Origin of the sequence: Microbacterium californiense (assembly GCF_047246625.1) — a bacterium.
Classification (GTDB): Bacteria; Actinomycetota; Actinomycetes; order Actinomycetales; family Microbacteriaceae; genus Microbacterium.
On the sequence record NZ_JBFOKQ010000001.1, the window covers coordinates 1,764,025 to 1,787,628 of the forward strand.

Annotated in this window: 23 protein-coding genes; 13 read left to right on the plus strand and 10 right to left on the minus strand. The window is 70.5% G+C overall.

Going from position 1 to position 23,604, the window contains the following annotated elements; genetic code table 11:
- Positions 1-36 precede the first annotated feature (36 nt).
- Positions 37-2,061: a bifunctional copper resistance protein CopD/cytochrome c oxidase assembly protein gene (locus AB3M82_RS08395; protein WP_412957015.1), complete on the plus strand. Its 2,025-nt coding sequence runs from the start codon at positions 37-39 to the stop codon at positions 2,059-2,061.
- Position 2,062: 1 nt separating this feature from the next.
- Here AB3M82_RS08395 and AB3M82_RS08400 read toward each other — a convergent pair whose 3' ends face one another.
- Positions 2,063-3,130 carry a hypothetical protein gene (locus tag AB3M82_RS08400; RefSeq protein WP_412957016.1) on the minus strand — a complete coding sequence of 356 codons (1,068 nt, stop codon included), beginning with the start codon at positions 3,128-3,130 and terminating at the stop codon, positions 2,063-2,065.
- 116 nt (positions 3,131-3,246) lie between these two features.
- Between AB3M82_RS08400 and AB3M82_RS08405 the strand changes: the two genes are divergently transcribed.
- Positions 3,247-4,632 carry an ATP-dependent DNA helicase gene (locus AB3M82_RS08405; protein WP_412957017.1) on the plus strand — a complete coding sequence of 462 codons (1,386 nt, stop codon included), beginning with the start codon at positions 3,247-3,249 and terminating at the stop codon, positions 4,630-4,632.
- A gap of 87 nt (positions 4,633-4,719) precedes the next feature.
- Here the strand turns inward: AB3M82_RS08405 and AB3M82_RS08410 are convergent, their stop codons facing one another.
- Both AB3M82_RS08410 and AB3M82_RS08415 read right to left on the minus strand, forming a co-directional pair.
- The gene (locus AB3M82_RS08410) at positions 4,720-5,367 is read right to left on the minus strand and encodes a biliverdin-producing heme oxygenase (protein ID WP_412957018.1); all 648 of its coding nucleotides are present in this window, start codon (positions 5,365-5,367) and stop codon (positions 4,720-4,722) included.
- Positions 5,368-5,444: 77 nt separating this feature from the next.
- Positions 5,445-5,759, minus strand: coding sequence for a DUF2470 domain-containing protein (locus AB3M82_RS08415; RefSeq protein WP_412957020.1), 315 nt, complete (start codon positions 5,757-5,759; stop codon positions 5,445-5,447).
- A gap of 98 nt (positions 5,760-5,857) precedes the next feature.
- On the opposite strand from AB3M82_RS08415, the gene AB3M82_RS08420 reads away from it, so the two are divergent.
- Positions 5,858-7,141: a serine hydrolase domain-containing protein gene (locus tag AB3M82_RS08420; RefSeq protein WP_412957021.1), complete on the plus strand. Its 1,284-nt coding sequence runs from the start codon at positions 5,858-5,860 to the stop codon at positions 7,139-7,141.
- Between the two features lie 54 nt (positions 7,142-7,195).
- Positions 7,196-8,212 (plus strand): magnesium/cobalt transporter CorA, encoded by a 1,017-nt coding sequence (corA, locus tag AB3M82_RS08425; RefSeq protein WP_412957023.1) that lies wholly within the window; start codon positions 7,196-7,198, stop codon positions 8,210-8,212.
- 6 nt (positions 8,213-8,218) lie between these two features.
- On the opposite strand, the gene AB3M82_RS08430 is transcribed toward corA, so the two are convergent.
- Both AB3M82_RS08430 and AB3M82_RS08435 read right to left on the minus strand, forming a co-directional pair.
- A complete protein-coding gene (locus tag AB3M82_RS08430; protein ID WP_412957024.1) occupies positions 8,219-8,416 on the minus strand; it encodes a multidrug transporter in 198 nt (65 codons plus the stop codon).
- Positions 8,403-9,770 (minus strand): APC family permease, encoded by a 1,368-nt coding sequence (locus AB3M82_RS08435; RefSeq protein ID WP_412957025.1) that lies wholly within the window; start codon positions 9,768-9,770, stop codon positions 8,403-8,405. The genes AB3M82_RS08430 and AB3M82_RS08435 overlap by 14 nt, the downstream gene beginning before the upstream one ends.
- A gap of 280 nt (positions 9,771-10,050) precedes the next feature.
- Here AB3M82_RS08435 and AB3M82_RS08440 point away from each other — a divergent pair, with 280 nt between their 5' ends.
- From AB3M82_RS08440 to AB3M82_RS08450, 3 genes are all read left to right on the plus strand, one after another.
- Positions 10,051-11,436, plus strand: coding sequence for a sigma-70 family RNA polymerase sigma factor (locus AB3M82_RS08440; protein ID WP_412957027.1), 1,386 nt, complete (start codon positions 10,051-10,053; stop codon positions 11,434-11,436).
- A gap of 158 nt (positions 11,437-11,594) precedes the next feature.
- On the plus strand, positions 11,595-12,389 hold the full coding sequence (locus tag AB3M82_RS08445) for a DUF7927 domain-containing protein (protein ID WP_412957029.1): 795 nt from the start codon (positions 11,595-11,597) through the stop codon (positions 12,387-12,389).
- Positions 12,386-13,009 (plus strand): COG1361 family protein, encoded by a 624-nt coding sequence (locus AB3M82_RS08450; RefSeq protein ID WP_412957031.1) that lies wholly within the window; start codon positions 12,386-12,388, stop codon positions 13,007-13,009. Before AB3M82_RS08445 ends, AB3M82_RS08450 begins: the two co-directional genes overlap by 4 nt.
- A gap of 12 nt (positions 13,010-13,021) precedes the next feature.
- Here AB3M82_RS08450 and AB3M82_RS08455 read toward each other — a convergent pair whose 3' ends face one another.
- The 5 genes from AB3M82_RS08455 to AB3M82_RS08475 all read right to left on the minus strand — a co-directional run bounded on the left by AB3M82_RS08455 (position 13,022) and on the right by AB3M82_RS08475 (position 16,057).
- Complete coding sequence (locus AB3M82_RS08455; protein WP_412957033.1) at positions 13,022-13,777, minus strand: GntR family transcriptional regulator; 756 nt, start codon at positions 13,775-13,777, stop codon at positions 13,022-13,024.
- A 186-nt stretch (positions 13,778-13,963) separates the two neighbouring features.
- Positions 13,964-14,677 (minus strand): hypothetical protein, encoded by a 714-nt coding sequence (locus AB3M82_RS08460; protein ID WP_412957035.1) that lies wholly within the window; start codon positions 14,675-14,677, stop codon positions 13,964-13,966.
- Between the two features lie 135 nt (positions 14,678-14,812).
- On the minus strand, positions 14,813-15,013 hold the full coding sequence (locus AB3M82_RS08465; protein ID WP_412957036.1) for a hypothetical protein: 201 nt from the start codon (positions 15,011-15,013) through the stop codon (positions 14,813-14,815).
- A gap of 46 nt (positions 15,014-15,059) precedes the next feature.
- The gene (locus AB3M82_RS08470) at positions 15,060-15,428 is read right to left on the minus strand and encodes a hypothetical protein (RefSeq protein ID WP_412957037.1); all 369 of its coding nucleotides are present in this window, start codon (positions 15,426-15,428) and stop codon (positions 15,060-15,062) included.
- 95 nt (positions 15,429-15,523) lie between these two features.
- Positions 15,524-16,057 (minus strand): DUF805 domain-containing protein, encoded by a 534-nt coding sequence (locus tag AB3M82_RS08475; RefSeq protein WP_412957038.1) that lies wholly within the window; start codon positions 16,055-16,057, stop codon positions 15,524-15,526.
- Positions 16,058-16,242: 185 nt separating this feature from the next.
- Here AB3M82_RS08475 and AB3M82_RS08480 point away from each other — a divergent pair, with 185 nt between their 5' ends.
- The 6 genes from AB3M82_RS08480 (at position 16,243) to AB3M82_RS08505 (ending at position 23,540) form a co-directional block, all read left to right on the plus strand.
- On the plus strand, positions 16,243-17,412 hold the full coding sequence (locus AB3M82_RS08480) for an ROK family protein (protein WP_412957039.1): 1,170 nt from the start codon (positions 16,243-16,245) through the stop codon (positions 17,410-17,412).
- A gap of 181 nt (positions 17,413-17,593) precedes the next feature.
- Positions 17,594-18,859, plus strand: coding sequence for an ABC transporter substrate-binding protein (locus AB3M82_RS08485; protein WP_412957040.1), 1,266 nt, complete (start codon positions 17,594-17,596; stop codon positions 18,857-18,859).
- Between the two features lie 68 nt (positions 18,860-18,927).
- Positions 18,928-20,205 (plus strand): alpha-L-fucosidase, encoded by a 1,278-nt coding sequence (locus AB3M82_RS08490; RefSeq protein WP_412957042.1) that lies wholly within the window; start codon positions 18,928-18,930, stop codon positions 20,203-20,205.
- On the plus strand, positions 20,202-21,125 hold the full coding sequence (locus tag AB3M82_RS08495) for a carbohydrate ABC transporter permease (protein WP_412957043.1): 924 nt from the start codon (positions 20,202-20,204) through the stop codon (positions 21,123-21,125). Before AB3M82_RS08490 ends, AB3M82_RS08495 begins: the two co-directional genes overlap by 4 nt.
- Positions 21,115-22,053 (plus strand): carbohydrate ABC transporter permease, encoded by a 939-nt coding sequence (locus AB3M82_RS08500; protein WP_412957045.1) that lies wholly within the window; start codon positions 21,115-21,117, stop codon positions 22,051-22,053. The genes AB3M82_RS08495 and AB3M82_RS08500 overlap by 11 nt, the downstream gene beginning before the upstream one ends.
- A complete protein-coding gene (locus AB3M82_RS08505; RefSeq protein WP_412957047.1) occupies positions 22,050-23,540 on the plus strand; it encodes a M81 family metallopeptidase in 1,491 nt (496 codons plus the stop codon). Before AB3M82_RS08500 ends, AB3M82_RS08505 begins: the two co-directional genes overlap by 4 nt.
- Positions 23,541-23,604: the final 64 nt, after the last annotated feature.

Here is a 23,604-nt window from a genome sequence, read left to right on the forward strand (position 1 = left end):
TGCGCCAGGGCGGATGCCGCGGCTTAGGCTTGAGGGGTGAACTCCCGCGCCGCGACCACCCGACCGCGCGCGACGTACCGCCTCGCCGGCGTCGCGATCCTCGCGGCGGCCTCGCTCGTGGGCGTCGTCGCGTCGCTGCTCGTCGGCGGCGGCGCCGCACCGCTGCTGCTGCAGGATCCCGGTCCCTTCGTGATGTGGGCGACGCCGATCGTCAAGCTCGTCACCAACCTCGCCGCCGCCGCCATGCTCGGCTCGCTGGTGCTCGCGCTGTTCGCCCTCCGCAGCGGCGAGAAGCCGTTCGACACCGCCCTCAACATCGCCTCGATCGGTGCGGCCGTCTTCACCGTCTGCTCGGGCTTCACGGCGTTCCTCACCTTCATGGCGGCGTTCAACCCCCGCCTGAGCATCGAGCGGGAGTTCGGCGCGCAGCTCGGCCGCTACCTCCTCGAGACGGAACTCGGGCTGTCGTGGCTCATCACGACCATCTTCGGCTCGGTGATCACGGTGCTGGCCTTCGCCTGGCGCAGCTGGACCCCCACGCTCCTGACCGCTGTGCTCGCCGCGGCATCCTTCCTCCCGCTCGCGACGCAGGGCCACTCCGGTGAGCTCTCGGGGCATACGGTCGCGGTCAACTCGATCTTCCTGCACACGGTGGGCGCGGCGGTCTGGCTCGGCGGCCTGCTCCTGCTGGTGCTGCTGCGCGGTCGCGCGGGCGTGAGCGACGGCCGCCTCGTGAGCCGGTACTCGTCTCTGGCGATCGCGGCGTTCGTCGTGGTCGCCGTCTCGGGCGTGACGCGCTCGATCGTGGCCCTCGGCGACTGGAGTCAGCTGTGGACGCCGTACGGCGCGATCCTGCTCGCGAAGGTCGTGCTGCTGTGCGCGATGGGCCTGCTGGGCGTCTGGTACCGGGCGCGGCTCATCCCGAAGCTCGGGGGAGAGCGCCCGGCGCGCTGGTTCTGGCTGCTGGTGCTCGGCGAGGTCGCGCTGATGGGTCTCGCGTCGGGCGCGGCCGCCGCTCTCGCCCGCACGCCGCCGCCAACCGGGGAGGAGGCGGCCTTCGCGCAGACGCCCGCCGAGGTGCTGACGCGCTCCGCCCTGCCGCCGGAGTTCACGATCGATCGCTGGTTCACCGCCTGGAACCTCGACATCCTGTGGCTGGTGGCCGCCGGCTTCGGGCTGTTCTTCTACCTCGCCGGCGTGTGGCGGCTGCACCGCCGGGGAGACCGCTGGCCGATCCACCGCACGATCTTCTGGGTGCTCGGGATGCTGCTGCTGGTGTGGGTCACGGGCGGGCCGATCAACGCGTACCAGGAGTACCTCTTCAGCGTGCACATGCTCGGGCACATGATGCTGTCGATGGCGATCCCGCTGCTGCTCGTGTCGGGAGCGCCGATCACCCTGGCGCTCCGCGCCATCCACAAGCGCGACGACGGCACTCGCGGCGGACGCGAGTGGATCATGTGGGCGGTGCACTCGCCGTTCGCGCGGATCGTCACGCACCCGTTCGTCGCGGCGGCGATCTTCATCGTGTCGCTGTGGGCGTTCTACTTCACCGACCTCGTGCGCTGGTCGATGTACGAGCACCTCGGTCACGAGTGGATGGTGGCGCACTTCCTGATCTCGGGGTACCTGTTCGTGATGAGCCTGATCGGCGCCGATCCGGTGCCGTACCGTCTGCCGTATCCGGGGCGCCTCATCACCCTCATCGCCGTGATGGCGATGCACGCGTTCTTCGGCGTCGCGATCATGATGCAAGAGGGCCTGATGGTGGCCGACTGGTTCGGCTCGATGGGCCGCACCTGGGGCCCCACGCCGATGGAAGACCAGTACGCGGGGGGAGGCGTGGCCTGGTCGATCGGCGAGATCCCCACGCTGATCCTCGCGATCACCGTCGCCATCCAGTGGAGCCGCAGCGACACGAAGCTGCAGAAGCGCCGTGATCGGCACGCCGACCGCACCGGCGACGCCGAGCTCGAGGACTACAACGCCCGACTGGCCGCCCTCGCCGAACGCGACCGCATGCGCGCCGAGCGCGAGAAGCTCCGCGCCGAGCAGCGCTGATTCACTCGCCGGCGTCGTCCGGCGAGCCCACCCGGATCGACACCGAGCCGTCCGAGAGGATCGTGATCGTGCCGTCGACCTGGAACGGCACGTCTTCTGAGACCTCTTCGATCGACCCGTCGAACAGCGACTTGATCTCGACCTCGACGTGAGCGACGGCATCCGCCGGGCGGATGCGCCAGTCCGCGCCGTCCGGCTCGAGCGTCACGGCCGGGTGCGAGACGATCGACCACGTCGGCAGGTTCGCGATGCGGTTGCGCACCTGCAGCCCGAAGGGGCAGGCCGTCGGCTGGAGCACCTGCTGCGTGGCGCACGTGGTCAGGAACTCCTCGACGCGCTGCTGCACCACGTCGAGGAACTCGTCGGTCGGCTCGGCCTGCACGTCGAGCGGCGTGACCGCCAGAGGGGTGTCGGCGAGCACGCCGTGGCCGCTCGCGTGCGAGATGGCGGTGTCGACCGTCACGGAGTAGAGCCCGGGGGTGAACACGAGCAGGGGAAGCGGGTCCAGCGGTGCGGCGTCGATGCCCGCCGCCGACACCTGGCGCCGATCGACCTCGAAGCCGTTCACGGCGAAGCGGTCGGCGCCCCGCACCGTCAGCTCGATCACCGCGAGCGGGCTCTGCGTGAAGCGCCAGCGCGGGGTGACGCCCTCCCAGCCGTCCTGCGTCACCGAGAACGTCGTGCGGCCGGGGTGCCCGCCCGCCTCGTAGCTCACGGTGACGGCGGTGACGCCGTCGGCGGACTCCTCGGCGTCGACGTGCACCTCGGTCAGCGGGCCGAGGGCCGCGCGGCGCAGGAGGGCTTCGGATGCCGTCGGGTCGATGCCCGCCGTCTCCAGGGTCTCGCGGTCCACGGCGACACCGGGGACGCGCAGGGCGTCCGCCGCCCGTCCGGAGGAGAGCAGATCGAGGTACCGCGTGACGAACGCCGATGGACCGTAGAAGTCCTTGTAGAGCACGGCGCCGCCGGCGCCGAGGGCCGCGATGAGGAGCACGCCGACGAGGCCGAGCAGTGCCAGGTCGACGCCGAGACGCGAGCGCCGACGCGCCTTCGTCTCCGCCCCGTTCATGCGGCAATTCTAGGAGGGCGTCCTGGGACGACGCCGAGCGGCGCGGGCTCGCGCGGGATGCCGGGACGTAGCATGGTGGGGCGCCCGCATCCGTCCGTCTTCCCTCTGTGAGATCCGTGTCCCTTCCCGCCCTGTCCGAGGAGCAGCAAGAGCTGTTCCGCCTCATCGAGGACACGAGCGAGCACGTCTTCATCACCGGTCGGGCGGGTACGGGCAAGTCGACGCTCCTGCAGTACTTCGCCTGGAACACGAAGAAGCAGATCGCCATCTGCGCCCCGACGGGGGTCGCCGCGCTCAATGTCGAGGGCCAGACGATCCACTCGCTGTTCCGGCTCCCGATCGGGCTCATCGCCGACGGCGACATCGACCAGAACGACGCCACCCGTCGCATCCTCAACGCCATCGAGACGCTGGTGATCGACGAGATCTCGATGGTGAACGCCGACCTGATGGATGCCATCGACCGGTCGCTCCGTCAGGCGCGAGGGCGCCGCGGCGAGCCGTTCGGCGGCGTGCAGGTGGTCATGTTCGGCGACCCGTACCAGCTCGCCCCGGTCCCGCCGCGCGGCGACGAGGCCCGGTACGTGAAGGACCATTACCGCTCGTTCTGGTTCTTCGACGCCCATGTATGGACGGGCGCATCGAGCTCATCGCCTCAGGAGGGGTTGTTCGAGGTCGACACGCGCGCCGAGCTGCACGTGCGGGAGCTCGTGCAGATCCACCGGCAGTCCGACGACGGGTTCAAGGCGATGCTCAACGCCGTCCGCTACGGCCGGGTCACGGCGGAGATCGCCGGCATCCTCAACACCCAGGGCGCTCGCACGCCTCCGGACCCCGAGCCGGGGGAGGTGCCCATGATCACCCTCGCGACGCGCAACGACATCGTGAACGGCATCAACAGCCGCCACCTCGCCGCTCTGCCCGGCAAGGAGCAGACCGCCCGGGCCGAGGTGAGCGGCGACTTCGGCCGCGGCGAGGCGTCCCTCCCCGCCGAGTCGGAGCTGCGGCTCAAGGTGGGCGCGCAGGTGATGTTCCTGCGCAACGACACCGCGATGTCAGGGGAGCCGCCCCGCTGGGTCAACGGCACCATCGGCACCGTGACGCGCATCCTCGGCGGCGCCGTGCGCGTCGACATCGACGGCGAGGAGGTCGACGTCGAACCCGCCGTCTGGGAGCGGTTCCGCTACGCCTACGATCCGAACACCAAGAAGCTCACGCGGGACGTCGTCGCGGAGTTCACGCAGTTCCCGTTGCGGCTTGCCTGGGCCGTGACGATCCACAAGTCCCAGGGCAAGACGTACGACCGGGCCGTGATCGACCTCGGCTCGGGCGCGTTCGCTCCGGGGCAGACCTACGTCGCACTCAGTCGGCTGACCTCGCTCGACGGGCTGTACCTGTCGCGTCCCCTCCGCCCCAGCGACATCCGCGTCGACGAGGACGTGCGCCGCTTCATGCGCGACGCCTGGCTCGCGGCATCCACCCCCCAGCTCCCGAAGACCTGAGGCCTCCCGGTTCCTGAGCGCCCTTCGTCTCGTCGCTGCGCTCCTCGCTCAGGAACCGCGCAGCGAGATGAAGGGCGCAGCCCCGCGTCAGGCGGCGACGCGGGCGCGGTCGAGGTCTTCGAACAGCTCGGTGTTGAAGCGGTAGGCGAGCAGCACCTCGTCGATCACGCGCTCGCGCTCGGCGGCGTCCCAGGGGGCCGCGTCGAGCTGCTCGCGGTACACGTCCTTGAACGCGGAGGGGTCGGCGATGTCGTCGAAGAGGTAGAACCCGATGCCGTTCGTCTCGAACCCGAAGCGGCGGGCCATGACGCGGCCGATGAAGATGCCGCCGGAGAGGTCGCCGAGGTAGCGCGTGTAGTGGTGGGCGACGAAGCCGCCGGCCCAGGTCGCGCCGACCTGGCGGATGCGGTCCACGTAGCGCTGCGTGGTCGGCAGCGGGGTGATGCGCTCGCGCCAGTCCGGGCCGATCAGGAACGCGAGGTCGGCCTCGAGCGCCGGGAGGCGGGTGAGCTTGTCGCTGAGGAAGACGGACGCCACCGGGTCCTGCCGCATGCGGTCGCCCGTGCTCTCGAGCGCTTCGTAGATGAAGTAGTGCTGGGCGACGAGCGAGATGTAGTCCTCGCGCGAGCCCTCTCCCTTCAGGAGGTCGGACATGAAGCCGGCGTGCTCGCTGCGGGAGTGCGATCCGGACGAACGCTCGCGCAGGGCGGCGGAGAAGGAGAGGATCTCGGGCATGGCCCCAGTGTAAGGGAAGCCTAACCTTCAAGGGAACCGCGGATTCCGGATGCGAACCGCGCGTGGGCGGCTCCGATTCAGGCGTGCGGGCGCGGCTCGACGCCGAGTCGCTCGCAGGCGGCGTCGTACAGGGCGACGATCTCGCGGCGCACCTCGGGGCGCTCCGTGATGGAGCCGCTGGGCCAGGGAACCACGAGCACCGTCTCGTCCTCGCCGCGGCTGACCGTCCACGTGCCGGCGTCGCCGTCGAAGCCCGTCATGACCGCGCCGGTGATCTCGCTGTCCCCGGGCTCGGAGAAAGCGCGGGCGATCAGCAGGTTGTCGTCGGTGTGATCGTCGTTCATGTGGTGGAGGACGGCGGCCGTGACGGAGTCATCGAAGATGTGGGGCACGTCCACACCCTACGGCGTGGGGCGGATGCCGCGCCCCGATGTCGTCTTTCAGGATCGGCGCTCTAGACTCGGGAGACACATCCCCGGGGGTTTCCTTCATGCAGCTTCTCTCGTCGCGCCGTGCGCGCGCCGCAGCGGCCGGCGCGGCCGCGCTCGCTCTCGTCCTGACCGGCTGCTCCGCCGAGGAGACCTTCACCTACACCCCGCCCGAGCAGGTCGACGGCGCTCTGCCCGACGACACGATCGCCGCGATGCAGGCCGCCGTGGACAACGCCATCGCCGCCTCCGGTTCGTCGGGCGCGATCGTCGGCGTCTGGGTGCCGTGGAGCGGGCAGTGGGTGACCGGCGTCGGCACCCAGGAGCCCGGAGGCGAGGAACCGGTCGAGGCCGACATGTCGTTCCGGATCGCCGACATCACGCGCCTGATGACGTGCGACGTTCTCTACGCCCTGGCCGACGAGGGCGTGCTCGAGCTCGGCGACCCCGTGCCCGACTACGTGTCGGGGGTCGCCGACATGCAGGACATCACGCTCCTCGACCTGTGCAACGGGACCGCGGGTACCGGCTCCTCGGAGGAGACCGTCCGGGCGTCGTGGTTCAACACCCCCGCACGCCAGTGGGCGCCGCTCGAGCTGGCCGGCTACGGCCTGGCCCGGGAGCGCAGCGCCCCGCACACCACCTTCCGCGATTCGGATGCGGGGTACCTGCTGCTCGGCCTCGCCCTCGAGCGCGCTTCCGGCATGTCGGCATCCGAGCTGATCGACGAGTACGTCGCCCAGCCCCTCGGTCTGGCCGAGACCGCGCTTCCCGGCGCCGAGGCCGCACCGCCGTCGGACGGACCCGTCCTGAAGGGTCACTACCTCAACGCGGTCGAGGGCGGATTCGCCTGCGCCGCCCCGGTCGACATCACGACGATGTCGTCCAGCACGGGCTTCACCGACTCGGGCGTGGTCTCCACGATCGCCGACCTCGGCCGGTACGTGCAGGCCGAGGCCGCACAGGCGCTCCGCACGGAGGAGACACCGGACCGCTTCGGCTCGCCCCTTCCGGCGTACGCCGGCGCCGCGTCCTGGTACCAGGCCACCGGCGGCGGCTATCTCGCGGGCTCGATGATCGGACAGCAGGGGTGGACGCCCGGGTACGCCACGGCCGCCTATGCCGACCCGGCAACCGGGTTCACGGTCGCGGTCGTGCTCAACAACTCGACCCAGGGCGCCGGCATCCCGCAGGCGCTGGCCTGGGAGCTCGCCGCGATCGCGTCGAAGGTGCCCGCCGCAGACGGGCAGACCGCTCCGGAGTTTGGTCTGCCGTTCACGGCGGAGCAGTACCACCAGAGCATCGCCGACAGTGCGATCGCCTGCGTGGCTCCTCCGGTCGAGTGACCCGCGGAGGGTCGATCTCGCGGCGGTGAACGCCGCTGCCCGGAAGGAGACGCCATGGCGATCGTCGACAACGCGATCTACGTCGACGGGGTGCGCACCGAGAACCCCGCGAGCCTGAGCGAGACGTTCGAGACCCTGCGCGAGCGGGGCGGCATGGGATGGATCGGGCTCTACCGCCCCAGTGCGCTGGAGATCCGCGAGGTCGCCGAGGAGTTCGGCATCCACAGCCTCGTCGTGGAGGACGCGCTCTCCGGGCACCAGCGTTCGAAGCTGGAGCGCTACGGCGACGTGCTCTTCATGGTGCTGCGGCCCGCGCGCTACCTCGACGAGGCCGAGGAGGTGGAGTTCGGCGAGGTGCACGTGCTCGTCGGATCGGACTTCGTCGTGACCATCCGTCACGCGGAGTCGCCCGACCTCGGCCGGGTGCGACGACGGCTCGAAGGCGACCCGGCGCTGCTGAGGCACGGGCCCGAGGCGGTGCTCTACGCGATCCTCGACGAGGTGGTCGACGAGTACTCGCCGGTGCTCGCCGGCCTCGAGAACGACATCGACGAGATCGAGAGCCAGCTCTTCGAGGACGATGCCGACGCGACGCAGCGCATCTACGAACTCGGGCGCGAGGTCATCGACTTCCAGCGCGCCACGCAGCCGCTGACGGGGATGCTGGAGGGACTCCTGCGCGGCTCGGAGAAGTACCGGGTCGACGAGGAGCTGCAGCGGTATCTCCGGGACGTGCTGGACCACACCCTCCGGATCGCCGACAAGGTCACCACGTTCCGCGCCGTGCTCGACAACGCGCTGACCGTCGAGTCGACGATCGTCGCACGACGGCAGAACGACGAGATGCGGCGGATGACGGAGCTGAGCATCCGTCAGAACGACGAGGTGAAGAAGATCTCCGGCTGGGCGGCGATCCTCTTCGCCCCCACCCTCGTCGGAACGGTCTACGGCATGAACTTCGACCACATGCCCGAACTGCACTGGGCGTTCGGGTACCCGATGGCCATCGGCCTGATGATCGTGATGGGGGTCGGCCTGTACGCCGTGTTCAAGCGCAAGGGCTGGCTCTAGCCGCCGCTACTCGCCGTCGGCCTCCGGCATTCCCGGTCCGGGGCCCGGGCGGACCTCGGCGTCGGGTGCGATGTCGATGCGCGTGATGCCGTCGTGCTCGCCGACCTCGATGCGAGGCGCCGCGTCGGCCTCCGTCGCGTCCGGAGCGGCGGTGAGCTGATCGTGGCGCTTCTCTTCGCTGGTCATGTCGTCAGGCGTGCTCATGGTTCTCCTTCTCGTTGTGAGCGGTGGCGTCCTTCTCGGAGCGGCGGCGGCTCCAGCGCGTCACGGCGTAGAGCACCGCGCCGGCGGCCAGCAGGATCCCGCCGAACAGCCAGACGAGCGGCGGCTGCTGGGTGAGGAGCAGGATGCACGAGGCGATGCCGAGCACGGGGATGGCGGTCCAGACGCGGAAGTGATCGTGCTCCACCTTGTCGCGGCGCAGCACGAGCACGGAGACGTTCGCGCTGAGGAACACGAACAGCAGCAGGAGGACCACGGTGTTCGCCAGGGTCTCGAGGTCGCCGACGAGCGTGAGCCCCATGGCGACGAGGGTCGTGGTGAGGATCGCGACCCACGGCGTCTTGCGCTTGGGCAGGACGCGGGCCAGCGCGCTCGGCAGCAGTCTCTGCTCGGCCATGCCGTAGGTGAGGCGGCTGACCATGATCATCGTCAGCAGCGCGCCGTTGGCGACCGCGATCAGGGCGATCAGGCTGAACAGCCACGACGGGATGTTGACGCCCGTGGCCTCCACCACGGCGAGCAGCGGGCCGGTCGACTCCTGGAGCTCGGATGCCGGGAGCGCGATCGAGCTCGCCATGCCGACGAGGAGGTAGACGACGCCGGCCGTCAGCAGCGACGCGAAGAGTGCGCGCGGGTAGGTGCGGCGCGGGTTCTTGACCTCTTCGATCATGTTCGCCGAGGTCTCGAAGCCGACGAAGGAGTAGTACGCGATCACGGCGCCGGCCAGCACGGCCACGGCGACATTGGAGCCCTCGGGGGCTTCGGCGAGGCGCGAGACGTCGCCCCCGCCGCCGCCGAGGAACACCGCCACCACGACGATGACGATGACGAGCCCGCTGAGCTCGATGGCCGTCATCACGAGGTTCGCGCCGAGGGACTCGCGGATGCCGCGCGCGTTCAGCGCGGCGACGATCGCGAGGAAGACGATGGCGACGGGGATCGTCGGCAGATCGATGAAGGTGCTGAGGTAGTCGCCCGCGAAGGCGATCGACAGCCCTGCGGCGCTGGTCACCCCGGCGGCCAGCATGCTGAACCCGACCAGGAAGGCGACGAGCGGGCTGCGGAAGGCCCGCTCGGCGAAGACGGCGGCGCCTCCGGCGCGCGGGTACTTGGTGACGAGCTCGGCGTAGGAGCCCGCGGTGAGGAGGGCGAGCAGCAGCGCGAGGAGCAGCGGGGCCCACAGCATCCCGCCGACCTTCTCGGACAGCACGCCCATGAGCGCGTAGATGCCGGCGCCCAGCACATCGCCGAGGATGAAGGCGAACAGCAGGGGTCCGGTCACGGCCTTGCGCAGGCGGGTGGGGCTCTCGGCGCCCGCCTCGGTGTCGATCGTCATACCCGACACCGTAGGGCGCCCCGCCGACACCGGGCGAGGGGTTGACACCGTGCGCACGTTCCGGCGAGGGACCGGGCGGCCCGCGACCGATTCCGCATCCCCGTCCGTCTATAGAGTGACGCCCGAACGTCGCGACATCCACTCCGCCTGCTCTCGCTGCTCACAGATCGACCTCAGACGAAGGTTTATCCCCCGCGAGCGGGTCCATCGGTGTATCGTGGCCGGTCGAGCGGCGCGGCTTCGCCATGCCGCCCCCGGCCGTGACTCGACGAGGTCTCCGATGACGAACGCGTTCTCCACCCCCGCGCAGGGCGGGCTGGACGAGCCTCCGGACGCCCAGCGGGAAGCCCTGCAGGAGCTCGTCCGTGCCGCCGCGAGCGGCGACAGGGCAGCCGCAGGAGCGTACTTCGCCCAGGTGCTGCCCACCCTCGCTCTGACGGCGAAGCGCATCGCCGGCATCACGCACGATGCGGACGACCTGCTCGGAGAGGCGCTCCTCGTCGTGCTCGCGAAGTGGTCGGAGGGCACCGGGCCGACGGAGAACGTGCCGGCCTACATCGCGCAGACCATGCGCAACCGCATCCGCGACGACTTCCGCTCCCCGCGATCGAAGGTCGCCCCCCTCGACCACGTGGACGAGCCGGTCTCGCACGCCGACCCCCGCATCCGCGAGCTCGAGATCGAGTCCGAGCTCGCGATCGTCCGTCGGGCGCTCGCCGAGCTGCCGGAGGATCAGCAGCGCGTGCTGATCGCCACCGTGCTGGAGGGCCGCAAGCCCCGCGACCTCGAGGAGCACCTCGCGCGTCCGGCGGCCGCGATCTACTCGCTGTCGCGCCGAGCGCGCGGCAATCTCCGCCGCTCGACGCTGCGGATCCTGCTGGAGGAGGACGGCCGTCCCGACTGCATCGCGGCGGCCCAGCAGCTTCCCGAGGCGGTCGGCGACACGCCCGAGGAGACCAAGGCGCATCGCGCCAGCGAGCACTACCGCACCTGCCCGCACTGCCGGCGGTCGTGGTCGCGGTTCGCCGGTCTCGCCACGCTGGGCACCGTGCCGCTCGCCGGAGCGCTCGCACTCACCGGGCCCGCGGGGAGCGCGGAGGCCGCGGAACTCGACGGCGGCGACGACGGCGAGGCGACCGGCGAGAGCTCGGGGAGCCTCACGGAGGACCCAGGGGCACCGGCCGATCCGTCCTCCGCGACGGAAGGAGGCGTCTGGGAGCGGTGGGGTCGCACGGCGGCGACGCTCGCGACGGCGGGGAGCGCTCTCGTACTCACCGCGGTGCTGGTGATCACCTACCTGACCCAGTCCTGGATCTTCGCGCCGAAGCCGGACGGGCAGCTGGTGGTCTCCGCCGAGTCGGCGGCTCCGGATCGCAGCCGGTTCCTGGTGGACCTCTCGCTGCAGGGGGAGTCGTGGACCGTGCGCACCCTGCGCATCGAGCTGTCGACACCGGTCGACGCGGTGACGGCCCCCGCGGGGTGGAGCTGCATCGTCGAGGACGATGCCGTCTCGTGCACGACGGCGTCCGCCGCCCCCCGCGGCGGAGTCTTCGAGGTCCGGCACGCGGCAGGCGGCGACGACATCCCCTGGACGCTGGTGGTGGACGGGGATGCCGAGCACGGCAGTCAGCTGAAGGGCACGTCCTCCGGCACGATCTCCCGCTGAGAGACCCGGCGACGAGCGCGCGAGTTTTTTCGCGAATCCGCGACCGATTCGGACAGGCCGCTCGTCAATCTCTATGTGGGGGCATTCTGCTCCCCACTCGACCCTCCCCAGTCACGAACACGGGAGCCGCGGCGTTCACGGCGGATGCTCCGGCCGCGGTGTCCGACGACCTCACCGAGGTGCTCGACGACGCGACCTACAACGACGATGCGAGCAACGGCGCCGTCTACGCCGAGCCGGTGCTGTCGTGGTCGCTCGCCATCCCGGTCGGGGGAAGCGTCACGCTCACCTACTCGGTGACCGTCGACGCTCCGCCGACGGGCGACCTGCAGCTGGTCAACGCCGTCGTCCCGGGCGATGCCGGAAGCTGTGTCGAAGACGCCTGCGTCACGGAGACGCCGATCGCCGCCTTCACGGTCGACAAAGCCGTCGACACCGCGATGACCGCGCCGGGGCAGGTGGTGACGTACACGATCACGGTCCGCAACATCGGTGCCGTGCCCTACTCGGACGAGAACCCGGCCAGCTTCACGGACGACCTCGCCGACGTGCTCGACGACGCGATCTACAACGACGACGCCACCGGCGGCGCCACCTACGACGAGCCGGTGCTCTCGTGGGAGGGGCCGCTCGAAGTGGATGACACCGTGGAGGTCACATACAGCGTGACCGTGGGAACTCCGCCGGCGGGCGATCGACAGCTCGACAACACGGTCGTGGCCGGAGACGGCGGGGCATGCGGGGAGGTCTGCGCCGTGATGACGGATCTGGTGATCCCTCCGACTCCCGCGGCCACGACGCCGCCGCCGCAGCCCACGGTGTCGCCGCTGGCGGTCACCGGGCTCGATGGCTGGATCGTGGGCGGAGGCCTCGCGATCGCACTGATGGCGGTGTCGGCTGGTCTAACCATCCTGCTCGTCCGTGGCCGTGCTCGACGAGGCGTCGCAGAATGAGGCGCGGGGTCGCCCTCGTCGCCCTGGTGCTGCCGATGATCGGAATGATGGGAACGTGGTCCGTCTCGAACCAGGACGCGACCCCCGACCTCTCGATCAGCCTCAGCAGTGGGACGAAAGGGGTCGCCCCGGGCGACGCGCTGACGTACACAGCGGAGATCGAGAACCGCGGAGCGCCGGTCCTCGTCCGCGTCGTGCTGTCGCCGCCCGCGTACGTGGAGCCCGAGGCAGCCGGCGGTGGGGCGCTCGACGAGGAGGGCGTGATCTGGGACGACCTCACGCTCGCATCCGGACTCACCGTGCTCTCGGTGCCGGCGCAGGTCGGAGAGATCCCTGCGGAGGAACGGCGCGCGACGGCGGTCATCAGCGTCTACGTCGGCGACTCGGCGTCGCCCATCATTCGCACGGCCGCCGCCGACCTGATCCAGGGCGTCGATGATGCGCAGATCACGGTGGCGCCGGCACCCCGACTGCTCGTCATCGGTGGGCTGTTCGCGCTGCTCCTGGTCGGAGCAGCCGGCGCCGCGGCGGTCTTTCTCCGAAGGCGGCACCGATCCGACGAGCCGGACCTTCAGGCGGACCGGGGTCTGCGCGATTCCCGGACCAGCCCTGACGAGTGACGCGCTCGCGTCTCAGCGGACCCCGAAGATCGCGCGCATCGCTGCCTCGGCCGCGTCGCCGTCGCTGGCGATCACCGCGTCGACGAGCGCCTGGCACGCGTCGCGGGAGGCCGCGCGCTCCTCGATCGCGAGGGGCATCCGTCGGAGGGCGCGGACCAGCGCGAACTGTCCTTCGGTGACCTCGGCGTGCAGGGGCGCACAGTCGGCGCGCGCGGCGAGGAACGTCAGCAGGTCGAGGGCGGCCGTGGCCGCGGCCGCGGGGGCGTCGAGCGCCGCGCGGAGCGCATGGACGCGCGAGATCGCCGCCTCGGCATCCGCCGGAGTGAGCCGGTCGACGGCCTCACGGGCGGCGATGCCTCCGCAGTAGCCGGCCCAGCGCCGGGCGTCGCGTGCGGCGCCGTTCGTGAGCTCGGCGACACGTGTGCGCCGCGAGGGGGAGATCTCGATCAGGCCCAGCTGCTGCAGGCGCAGGATGGCCTCGCGCACCGGTGTGCGGGAGATCTCCATGCGGACGGCGAGCTCGCGGTCGCGGATCACATCGCCGTCGCGGAGGACGCCCGAGGCGATCGCGGCGCCGAGCTCGAGGAAGACGTCTTCGCCGAGGAACCGCCGCTCGCGGCGCGACTCGCCGGACGGGCTGCCGATCGCGAAGGGCGTCGACGCGGCCTCGCCGGGGTGGGGGTCGGCGGGCGTGAGCTCGTCGCGACCTCGGGCGGAGCCGGCCGAGGCGAGAGAACGTGCACGGGCTTCGTCCAACATCACGGGCATCGACACACCACTTCGCTCGAGGGAGGAGAGAAGGGGGCGGCGCACCACACTCCGCCCCCTTCACGCGAGAGACTCCCCTGGAATCGCCGCGCGGATGAGGAAACCGACTGATCCCTCAGAAAGAAAGACGAGCGGGCGTCCGGAATCTGACGCCCGCTCGCCGAATTCCTCGACGGAGAGGAAGAACTAGCCCTTCAGGGGCAGCACTCGGTACTTGCCCGTCGTGCCCGGAGCGGGCGGGACCACGACGGCGAACTCGCCCTTGCCCTGCACCGGGGCCACCGTGACCTCGGCAGGGAGGCCGGGTGCGAGGGCGGCGGCGCTCGTGCCCTTGAGCGCGCCGGCCTTCACGGCGGCGGCAGCGGCGGCCTTGAGCGCCTTCTTGTCGAGCGCCGAGATCTGGGTCTGGTACTGCAGGGCGATCGAGTCGAAGGTCTCGTCGGGGATCGAGGGGTGCGAGATGAAGACCGTGTCGACGTCGTTGTTGCCGTTCTTGACCTTGAGGCCGGTGTAGCGCTGCTTGCCCACCCAGCCGCGCGCCTGGAAGTCGGCGAACAGGGCGGCGCCGGCCGACCGCCGCGTGGCGACGTGCACGACGAGCAGGATGATGCCGAGCGGGATGAGCACCAGGGGCCCGTACACGTACAGGAACCGCCAGACCTCCGCCCGGCCGGCGCGGCTGCCCGAGAACTCGATCGCCTGGGCGTCGAAGAAGTAGCGGAACATGAGCCGCCAGCTCCAGTCGCTCGCGGAGCCGAGCTGGAACAGGTTCATCGCGATGCCGCCGAGACCCAGCAGGAGGCTGGTGAGGCCGATGCCGAAGGTGGCGCTTCGCGCGCTGACGGCCTTCGCGAACCCGTCGGGCGTGGACAGTTGGTGCTGCACGGTAGCCAGAGTCATGCGCCTGAGGATAGCGGGAGCGCCGGGCGCGCGGCGATGGGGAGATCTCCCCGCCCGCGCCGGCGACAGAATCCGGGCGATCGCACGTCTCCTTAGTGACGTGGCGGGTTCTCCGCACACGTCTGACGGCCGGCCTCACATCCCCGAGGCCGGTCGTCGCCACACGGCATCCGCTCGGATGCGGCGCGGCGTCTGCACGGCGACATGGTGGTGGCCGACACCCGCAGACAAGGGATGCCGGCCACCGGCGGCGGGCGACACCCCCATGCCACCCGCCAGGTTTCCCCCGATCAGGGTGATCGGGGTGGGTGCCTGAGACCGAGACTCGGCACCCATAACTATTGACGATCTCGATGCCGGAATCTGACGGTGCGGCGTCGGATCAGCGGAGGATCGCTTCGATCTGCCGCCGCAGCTGCTCGACCGCCGCGGCGTTCTTCTCGGCGTCGTGCGGGCTCGAGGGCCGGTTCGGCGCGACGTCGAGGGCGATGTGCACATCGCATCCGCGCCGCATGGGTGTCGTGGTGACGCCGATCTCACGCTCCCAGTTCCAGATCGTGCGTCGTGCGCGGAAACGGATCCGCTGGCGCTCGTCGTCCATCTGCAGGTCGCCATGGTCGCCGCCGGCGACGATCCGCTCGACCGCGTCCGCGACGGCGGCTGCGTCGGCGCGGACGTGGAAGCGGACCTCCGCCGCGGATGACGGAGCCGTCAACGCCTGCCACGACGCGAGAGTCGCGTGTTCGCTCATGAGTTCGTCCCTTCCCCCCGGTCTGAACGTGCGGGACGGAACGCCCCTGTAAGAGAGACGAGTGAGCGGTCGGATTCTCGCGGTGGCGGCGCGTGTCAGGCCGCGTCGGGCGGCGCCGCCGCGTCGAAGCGTCGTCCCTCGGGCTTGGACGGCTGGAGCATCAGCACGATGAGGAAGAGCCCGCCGACGCCGGGGAGGAGCGACAGGAAGAACCACGGCCCCGCGAGACCGCCGTCGTGGAGGCGGCGCCACGACAGCGCCAGGGTCGGGACGAGCGTGACGAGCCAGAGCAGGGCGAGGAGGACCAGCCCGAGCGGGATCAGCACCGCCGCGGTGGGCTCCTCGAGGATGCCCGGACCCGCGATGCCGATCTGTTCACGGCTGCCCTCGGCGCCGATCTGCACCGGCTCCGAGCTCTCGAACCGGTGCGCGATGCCGCGCACGAGACCGACGGTGAGCATCGCGCCGGGGACGGCCCCGACGAGCAGCAGGACGAGCATCACCCACCAGTACTCGCTCTTCGAGGCGCGGCCGACGAAGGTCGTCGCGCTCCGCACGTACCGCGAGATCGCCTGCGCCAGGGAGGCCCCGGGCAGGGGCTGGGACAGCGGAGCGGATGCAGGGGGCACGGGTCTCCTCGGAAGAGCGGCGGGCGCGGGGCATCGGGTCGGGCCCTCGGTCAGGACCGTACCGCATCCGCCACCCTGCGGGTCGGCCACGGGGCGGTGTCGCTCCGTGTCAACCCCCTCTCGGCTTCCGTCGGGGCGGATGCTAACTTCGACTGAAACTCGAACGAACGGCTGCAGACCCCGAAATGACCGACTTCTCGAACCTCACGTCCGCGGGCGGCATCCTGACGCTCGTGCGGGACGGCTATGCCTCCTCGCGCGCCGAGATCTCGCGCCTCACGGGCCTCGCGCCCTCCACCGTGACCCTGCGCATCGACGAGCTCATCACCCACGGCTACCTCACCGAATCGGGCGAGGGGCGCTCGCGAGGCGGACGGCGGCCCCGCACGCTCACGGTCGCTGACGCTCAGCGCTATGTCGCCGGGGTCGATCTCGGTGCTCGGCACGCGACGCTGGTGCTCTGCGACACGGCCGGTGAGCCCCTCGCCCGCAAGCGCATCGCCACCGACATCTCCCGGCCGCCGGAGGCCGTGCTGCGCGGCATGCACGAGGAGATCCTGTCGATGGGCGCGGAGTTCCCCGAACGCGAGCTCGCGGGCATCGGCTTGTCGCTCCCCGGTCCGGTCGGCTCGCCCGACGGTCGGGTCATCTCGCCGTCGCGCATGCCGGGGTGGAACGGCATCGATGCGGCGGCGATCCTCCGGGGCATCAGCGGGGTCCCGGTGATCGCCGAGAACGACGCGAACGCAATGGCCTGGGGGGAGTACGTGGTCGGTGGCCGTCGCTCTCCCTACATGATCGTGGTCAAGGCCGGGTCGAGCATCGGGGTGGGCATCATCGCCGACGGCCGCCTGCATCGCGGGGCTCGAGGCCTCGCGGGCGACGTCAGCCACACGGCCGTGGCCGACGGCCCGAAGACACTGTGCTCGTGCGGGCGCTTCGGGTGCCTGGATGCCGTCGCCGGCGGCCGCGCGATCGTCGCGGCGCTCGCAGCCGACGGCCTGCCCGTCGAGGACGTGTCGGACGTGGCGGAGTACGCCCGCGATGCGCACCCGCTGGCGGCGCGGCTGCTGCGCGAGGCGGGGCTGCGCACGGGCGCGGTGGTGGCGACCCTGGTGGGGTTCTTCAACCCCGACCGGGTTGTGATCGGCGGCGCGCTGTCGGCCGCCGAGGCGTTCGTGGCGGGCGTACGGTCGAGCGTCTACGACCTCTGCCTGCCGATGTCGACGAGCGGACTGGAGCTGGTGGAGTCGACGGCCGGGTGGGAGGGCGGGGCCCGGGGTGCCGCCGTTCTCATGCTCGCGGAGCTGCTGGACCCCGCCGCCGTCGACCGTCGCGTCCGCGAACTCCGTTAATCTCCGATTCTTGAACTTATATGTCAAACTAACTGCGATCAATGTAACAAACGCGTTACAGCGTCGTTCTTTTCCTCTCTCGAGACGCTAGTGTCGCCCTCAGGCGGAACATCGGATGTTTCGACCCGGATGACCACGACTCAACCGATGCCGCACTGGCGCGGACGAACAGGGAGATGACATGCAGAAGAAGAGGACGGTCGCGCTCGGCGCGATGGTAGCGATCGGTGCCCTCGGCCTGACGGCCTGCGGTGCCGGTGGCGGCTCGGACTCGGCCGACGGCACCACCACGATCACGTGGAACATGTGGGCCGGCGACACCGAGTCGCAGGAGAAGCTCGAGGCGCAGATGGCGGTCGCGCAGGAGGTCGTCGGCGACGACATCACCATCGAGCTGCAGACCGCTCCGTGGGCGGACTTCTTCACCAAGCTCAACGCGAACATGGCATCGGGCGACATCGCCTGCGTCACCGCGATCAACGGGCAGCGCCTCACCGGCTACACCGACGCCTTCGCGCCGCTCACCGACGACGACCTGAAGACCGCCGGCATCTCCCGCGACGACTACAACCCGGGCGCCCTCAGCGTCATGGAGGCCGACGGCAACCTGTACGGCCTGCCGTACGACACCGCCACGATGTTCCTCTTCTACAACGCCGACCTGTTCGAGCAGGCGGGCGTGGAGCTCCCCACCAACGAGTGGACGGTCGACGACTTCGAGGCCGCGGCGAAGACCATCACCGAGAAGACCGGCGTGAAGGGCTTCGCGGTCTCCATCGACGAGTTCCAGTGGCTCTCGCTGCCGATGGCCGCCTCCGGCCTGCAGCCGGTGAACGAGGACGGCGAGCTCGACCTGACCAACCCCGACTTCGTCGAAGCGGCCAGCTGGTACGGCGAGCTGGTCACCGACCTGGGTGTGTCGAACGCCGTCCCCTCGGCATCCGAGACGACCTGGGACCCGACCCAGTTCGAGAACGGCCAGGCGGCGATGATCATCGACGGCACCTGGAACGCCACCCGCTACACCGACCCGGAGAACGCCTTCACGGGCGGCGCGGTCCGCATCCCCTCCGGCGACGACGGCCCCTACGGCGTCGCGCTCGGCTCGGGCTATGGCATCTCCGCCTCCTGCGAGGACAAGGAGGCCGCGCTCAAGGTGCTCGGCGCCCTCACCGGTCCCGAGGCGCAGGCGGTCATCGCCGAGCAGGGCGGCTACCCCGCGCAGCTCGACAGCCAGGACCTCTACTTCGACTCGCTGCCGGCGGAGACGAAGGACAACCTGACCGCCGCGTTCACGGCCGGATTCGACGGCTCGACCGCCCAGCGCGTGACCGAGGAGTGGACGCAGGTCGCCACCGCGATGCCCACCGAGCTGGTCAGCGTCTACACCGGCCAGACGAGCATGGAAGACGCGCTCGCCAGCCTGCAGTCGCGCTTCGCGAAGTAATCCCTCGAGCGGGTGGGCGGGCCGGATCACCGGTCCGCCCACCCGCTGATCGAGTCTGAGAGAGAGTCATGACCAAGGACCGCCTGGCCTGGTTCACGGATGCCCGTTTCGGGATGTTCGTGCATTACGGGCTGTACAGCATCCCCGCCCGCCACGAGTGGGTGCAGAACTACGAGGAGATCGATCCGTCGGTGTACGAGCGCTACGCGGAGCGCTTCGATCCCGATCTGTTCGACGCCCGCGCGATCGCCCGCACGGCGAAGGAGTCCGGCGCCGGATACGCCGTGCTCACCTCGAAGCACCACGAGGGCTTCTGCCTGTGGGACACCGCGACGACCGACTTCAACGCCGTCGCCCTCGCGGGGCGCGACCTGGTGCGCGAATGGGTCGACGCGCTCCGCGCCGAGGGCCTGAAGGTCGGGATCTACTTCTCGCTGCTGGACTGGCACCACCCCGACTACACGGTCGACCGCCACCACCCGCAGCGCAACCACGCCGACGTCGCCGGACTCAACGCCGACCGCGACATGGCCCGCTACCGCGAGTACCTGCACGCCCAGGTGCGGGAGCTGCTCACCGGCTACGGACCGCTCGACTACCTCTTCTTCGACTTCACCGAGCCCGCCGAGGAGAACGGCCTCCCCGGCAAGGCACCGTCGGACTGGGATGCCGAGGCGATCCTCGCCATGTGCCGCGAGCTGCAGCCCGACATGATCGTGAACGACCGCCTCGGCATCCCCGCCGACCTGGTCACTCCCGAGCAGTACCAGCCCGTCCGGCCGCTGAAGCGCGACGGCGAGCTCGTCGCGTGGGAGGCGTGCCAGACCGTCAACGGCAGCTGGGGATACCACCGCGACAACCTCGACTTCAAGTCGCCCGACATGGTGGTGCGGATGCTGGCGGGCTCGGTCGCCCTCGGCGGGAACCTCCTGCTCAACGTGGGCCCGACCGCGCGCGGCGAGATCGCTCCCCGCGACCGCGAGATCTTCGGCGAGGTGGGGGAGTGGATGCGGCGTCACGACGGCGCGATCCGCGGTGCCGGACCGTCGGACTTCACGCCGCCGTCGGGCGTCGTGTACACCCGGCGCGGGGACCGTCTGTACGTGCACGTCTTCGACTGGCCGTTCGGACTGCTGCACCTGCCCGGTCTCGGCGGCCGCGTCGCGTTCGCCCGGCTGCTGAACGACGGATCCGAGATCCTTTTCCGCGAGGTGCCGCCCTCGCAGGAGGCGTTCAACATGATCCCGGCCGGCCCCGAGCCCGGCACCGTCACGCTCTCCCTGCCCGTGCAGCGGCCCGCCGTCGCCGTGCCGGTGATCGAGCTCACCCTGAGCGAGGCATCATGATCACCACCGAATCCTCGATCGCCCCGCGCCGGCGGTCGAACCGGCTGCGCAACATGGAGCGCTGGCACGCGCTCGGCTTCATCTCGCCCGCGGTGATCGGCCTCAGCATCTTCACGGTGCTGCCCGTCGGCCTCGCGATCGTGATGAGCCTGTTCGACTGGCCGATCTTCGGCACCCGCGAGTTCATCGGCCTCGGCAACTACGTCGAGCTGCTCACGAGCTCGCCGGACTTCTGGCCGGCCCTGCGCAACTCCGTCGTGTTCACGCTGCTCTACGTGCCGATCAACCTCATCCTGGCGCTCGGGCTCGCCCTGCTGCTCGGCCCGCGCATCAAGGGCCGGGCCGTCTTCCGGGTGCTGTTCTTCATCCCCGTCGTCACGCCGATCGTCGCGAACGCCCTCGTCTGGAAGCTCATCCTCCAGCCCGACGGCCTCCTGAACGGCCTGTCGACGACGTGGTTCGGGCTCACCCTGCCGAACTTCCTCGTCGATCAGAACTGGGCGATGATCGCGGTCGTCACCATGAGCGTCTGGTCGGGGCTCGGCTACAACATGCTCGTGCTCACGGCCGCGCTGGAGCAGCTCCCGGCATCCGTCCTCGAGGCGGCGCAGATCGACGGGGCGCGCGGCTTCCGCCTCATGACGAAGGTGGTCATCCCGCTCATCTCGCCGTCGATCTTCTTCGCCGCCGTGATGACGATCATCTCGTCGCTGCAGGTGTTCGCCCAGCCCCAGCTGCTCACCGGCGGCGGTCCGGGCACGAGCACCATCCCGCTGGTGATGTTCATCTACAACACCGGCTTCAAGTTCCAGGACCTCGGGCTCGCCGCCGCCGGCGCCTGGCTCCTGTTCATCATCATCATCGGCATCACGGCACTGCAGTTCCGTGCGCAGAAGAAGTGGGTGCACTATGAGCACTGAGACCCTGAGAGCCGATCCGCGCTCTGCCCTGTCGCCGGCCGTCGCCGCGAAGGGTCCGAAGGACGGACGCCGGGGGCGCCCCCGTCGCCCCGCCGCCGGCACCCGCGACCGCGTGGGCCTGACCGTCGCGTACGTCACGGCCATCATCGCGGCGATCCTGTTCGCGGCCCCGCTGGTCTACGCGTTCTTCTCGGCGCTCAAGCCCTCGAACGAGGTGCTGCTCGCGCCGCCGCGACTGATCGGCAGCGAGGTGAACTGGTCGAACTTCGTCGACGTGTTCTCCTACGCCCCCTTCACGACGTACATCATGAACTCGTTCCTCGTGTCGATCGCGGGCGTGCTCGTCGTGCTGGTCGTCTCGGCGACCGCCGGGTACGCGTTCGGCCGGCTGCGCTGGCCCGGGCGCGACGTCGTGTTCGTGCTGTTCCTCGGCACGCTCATGGTGCCCCAGGAGGTGCTGGTGATCCCGATGTTCGTGGTCATGCAGTGGTTCGGCTGGGTCGACACCTACCAGTCGCTGATCTTCCCGTGGGCGTTCACGGCCTTCGGCACGTTCCTCATGCGGCAGTTCTTCCGCGGCATCCCGTTCGAGCTCGAAGAGGCCGCGCGCGTCGACGGCGCCGGCCCCATCCGAACCTTCGTGCAGGTCGTGCTGCCGCTCGCGGGCTCGGCGCTCGCGGTGCTCGCGGTGTTCACGTTCATGAACTACTGGAACAGCTACCTGTGGCCCCTGATCACCGTGAACGACTACTCCGAGCTCGGCACGCTGCCCATCGGCCTCGCGAGCTTCGCGACGCAGACCGGCACCCGCTGGGACCTGCAGATGGCGGCATCCATCATCTCGATGATCCCGACGGTGATCCTCGTGATCGTGCTGCAGAAGCATCTCGTCAAGGGCATCGCGACCTCGGGGATGGGCGGACGATGAGCGCGGCGAGACCCCGCATCGCGATCCTCGGGATGGCGATCGAGTCGAGCGCCTACGCGGCGCACCGGGCGGACTACCGCGACTTCAGCCCGCTGGTCGGCGCCGAGGTCGTGGACCGCTACCCGTTCCTCGCGGCCGGCACGCCGCTCGGCGACGCGGCGGAGTGGATCGGCGTGTTCTACGCCCGCTCGATCCCCGGCGGTCGCGTGCGCGCCGAGGTCTACGCCGACTTCCGCGAGCGAATGCTGTCGGGTCTGCGCGACCTCGTGACGGACGGCCCGCTCGACGGGATCTACCTCGACATCCACGGTGCGATGAGCGTGGTCGGCATGGACGACGCGGAGGGCGACCTCCTCACCGGCATCCGCTCGGTCGTCGGGCCGGACCCCGTCATCGCCTCACCGATGGACCTGCACGGAAACGTGTCGGAGACGCTCGCGCTCGGCGTGGAGCTGCTCACGTGCTACCGCATGGCGCCGCACGAGGACGCCTGGGACACCCGCGAGCGCGCGGCCAGGAACCTCGTCGACTGGGTCGGCCGTGACGACAGGCCGCGTCGCGCCTGGGTGCGGGTGCCGATCCTGCTGCCCGGGGAGAAGACCTCGACCCGCGTCGAGCCCGCCCGTCGCCTGTACGGCGCGATCCCGGAGCACGAGGCGCTGCCCGGGGTGACGGACGCGTCGATCTGGATCGGGTACGCGTGGGCCGACGAGCCCCGCTGCCACGCGACCGTGCTGGTCAGCGGCGACGACGAGGGCGTGATCGTGCGTGCGGCGGAGACCCTGGCCGCGGATCTCTGGGACGCCCGGGAGGAGTTCGATTTCGTCGGGCCCCCCGGGTCGTTGGACGAGGGGATCGACCGCGCGCTGGCGCATCGGAATGCCGGGGGCGGGAAGCCGTACCTGATCAGCGATTCGGGCGACAACCCGGGCGCCGGGGGCACGGGTGACGTGACCTGGACGCTGGCCCGCCTGCTCGAGATGCCGACGCTCACGGCGGACGACGGGCCCCTGACCTACGTGGCCTCGATCTTCGACGCCACGGCGATCGCCGAGCTGTTCGCGCTGTCTCTCGGTGACGCGGTCGACGTGACCGCCGGTGCGCGGGTGGACTCGCGCGTGAGCGGACCCGTGCGCATCCGCGGCATCCTGCACAGCCTGCACGAGGGCGACCCGGACGCCGGCCGCATCGCCGTCGTGCGGGTCGGCGGGCTGCGCGTGATCGTCACGGAGTTCCGCAAGGCGTACCACGCGACCGCCGACTTCACCGCGATCGGCCTCGACCCGCTGCTCGCCGACATCGTCGTCACGAAGATCGGCTACCTCGAGCCGACGCTCTACGACGTCGCGCAGGGCTGGACCCTCGCGCTCACCCCCGGACCGGTCGATCAAGACCTGCTGCGGCTCGGGCACGAGCGGATCGCGCGCCCCATGTTCCCCTTCGACGCGTTCCCCGAACGCCCCGACCTCACCGCGCGAGTGCTCTGATGGCGGGGATGGACGACGCGATGTCGGATGCCGGCACCGCGGTCGCGGGGCGCCCTGGGGCCTG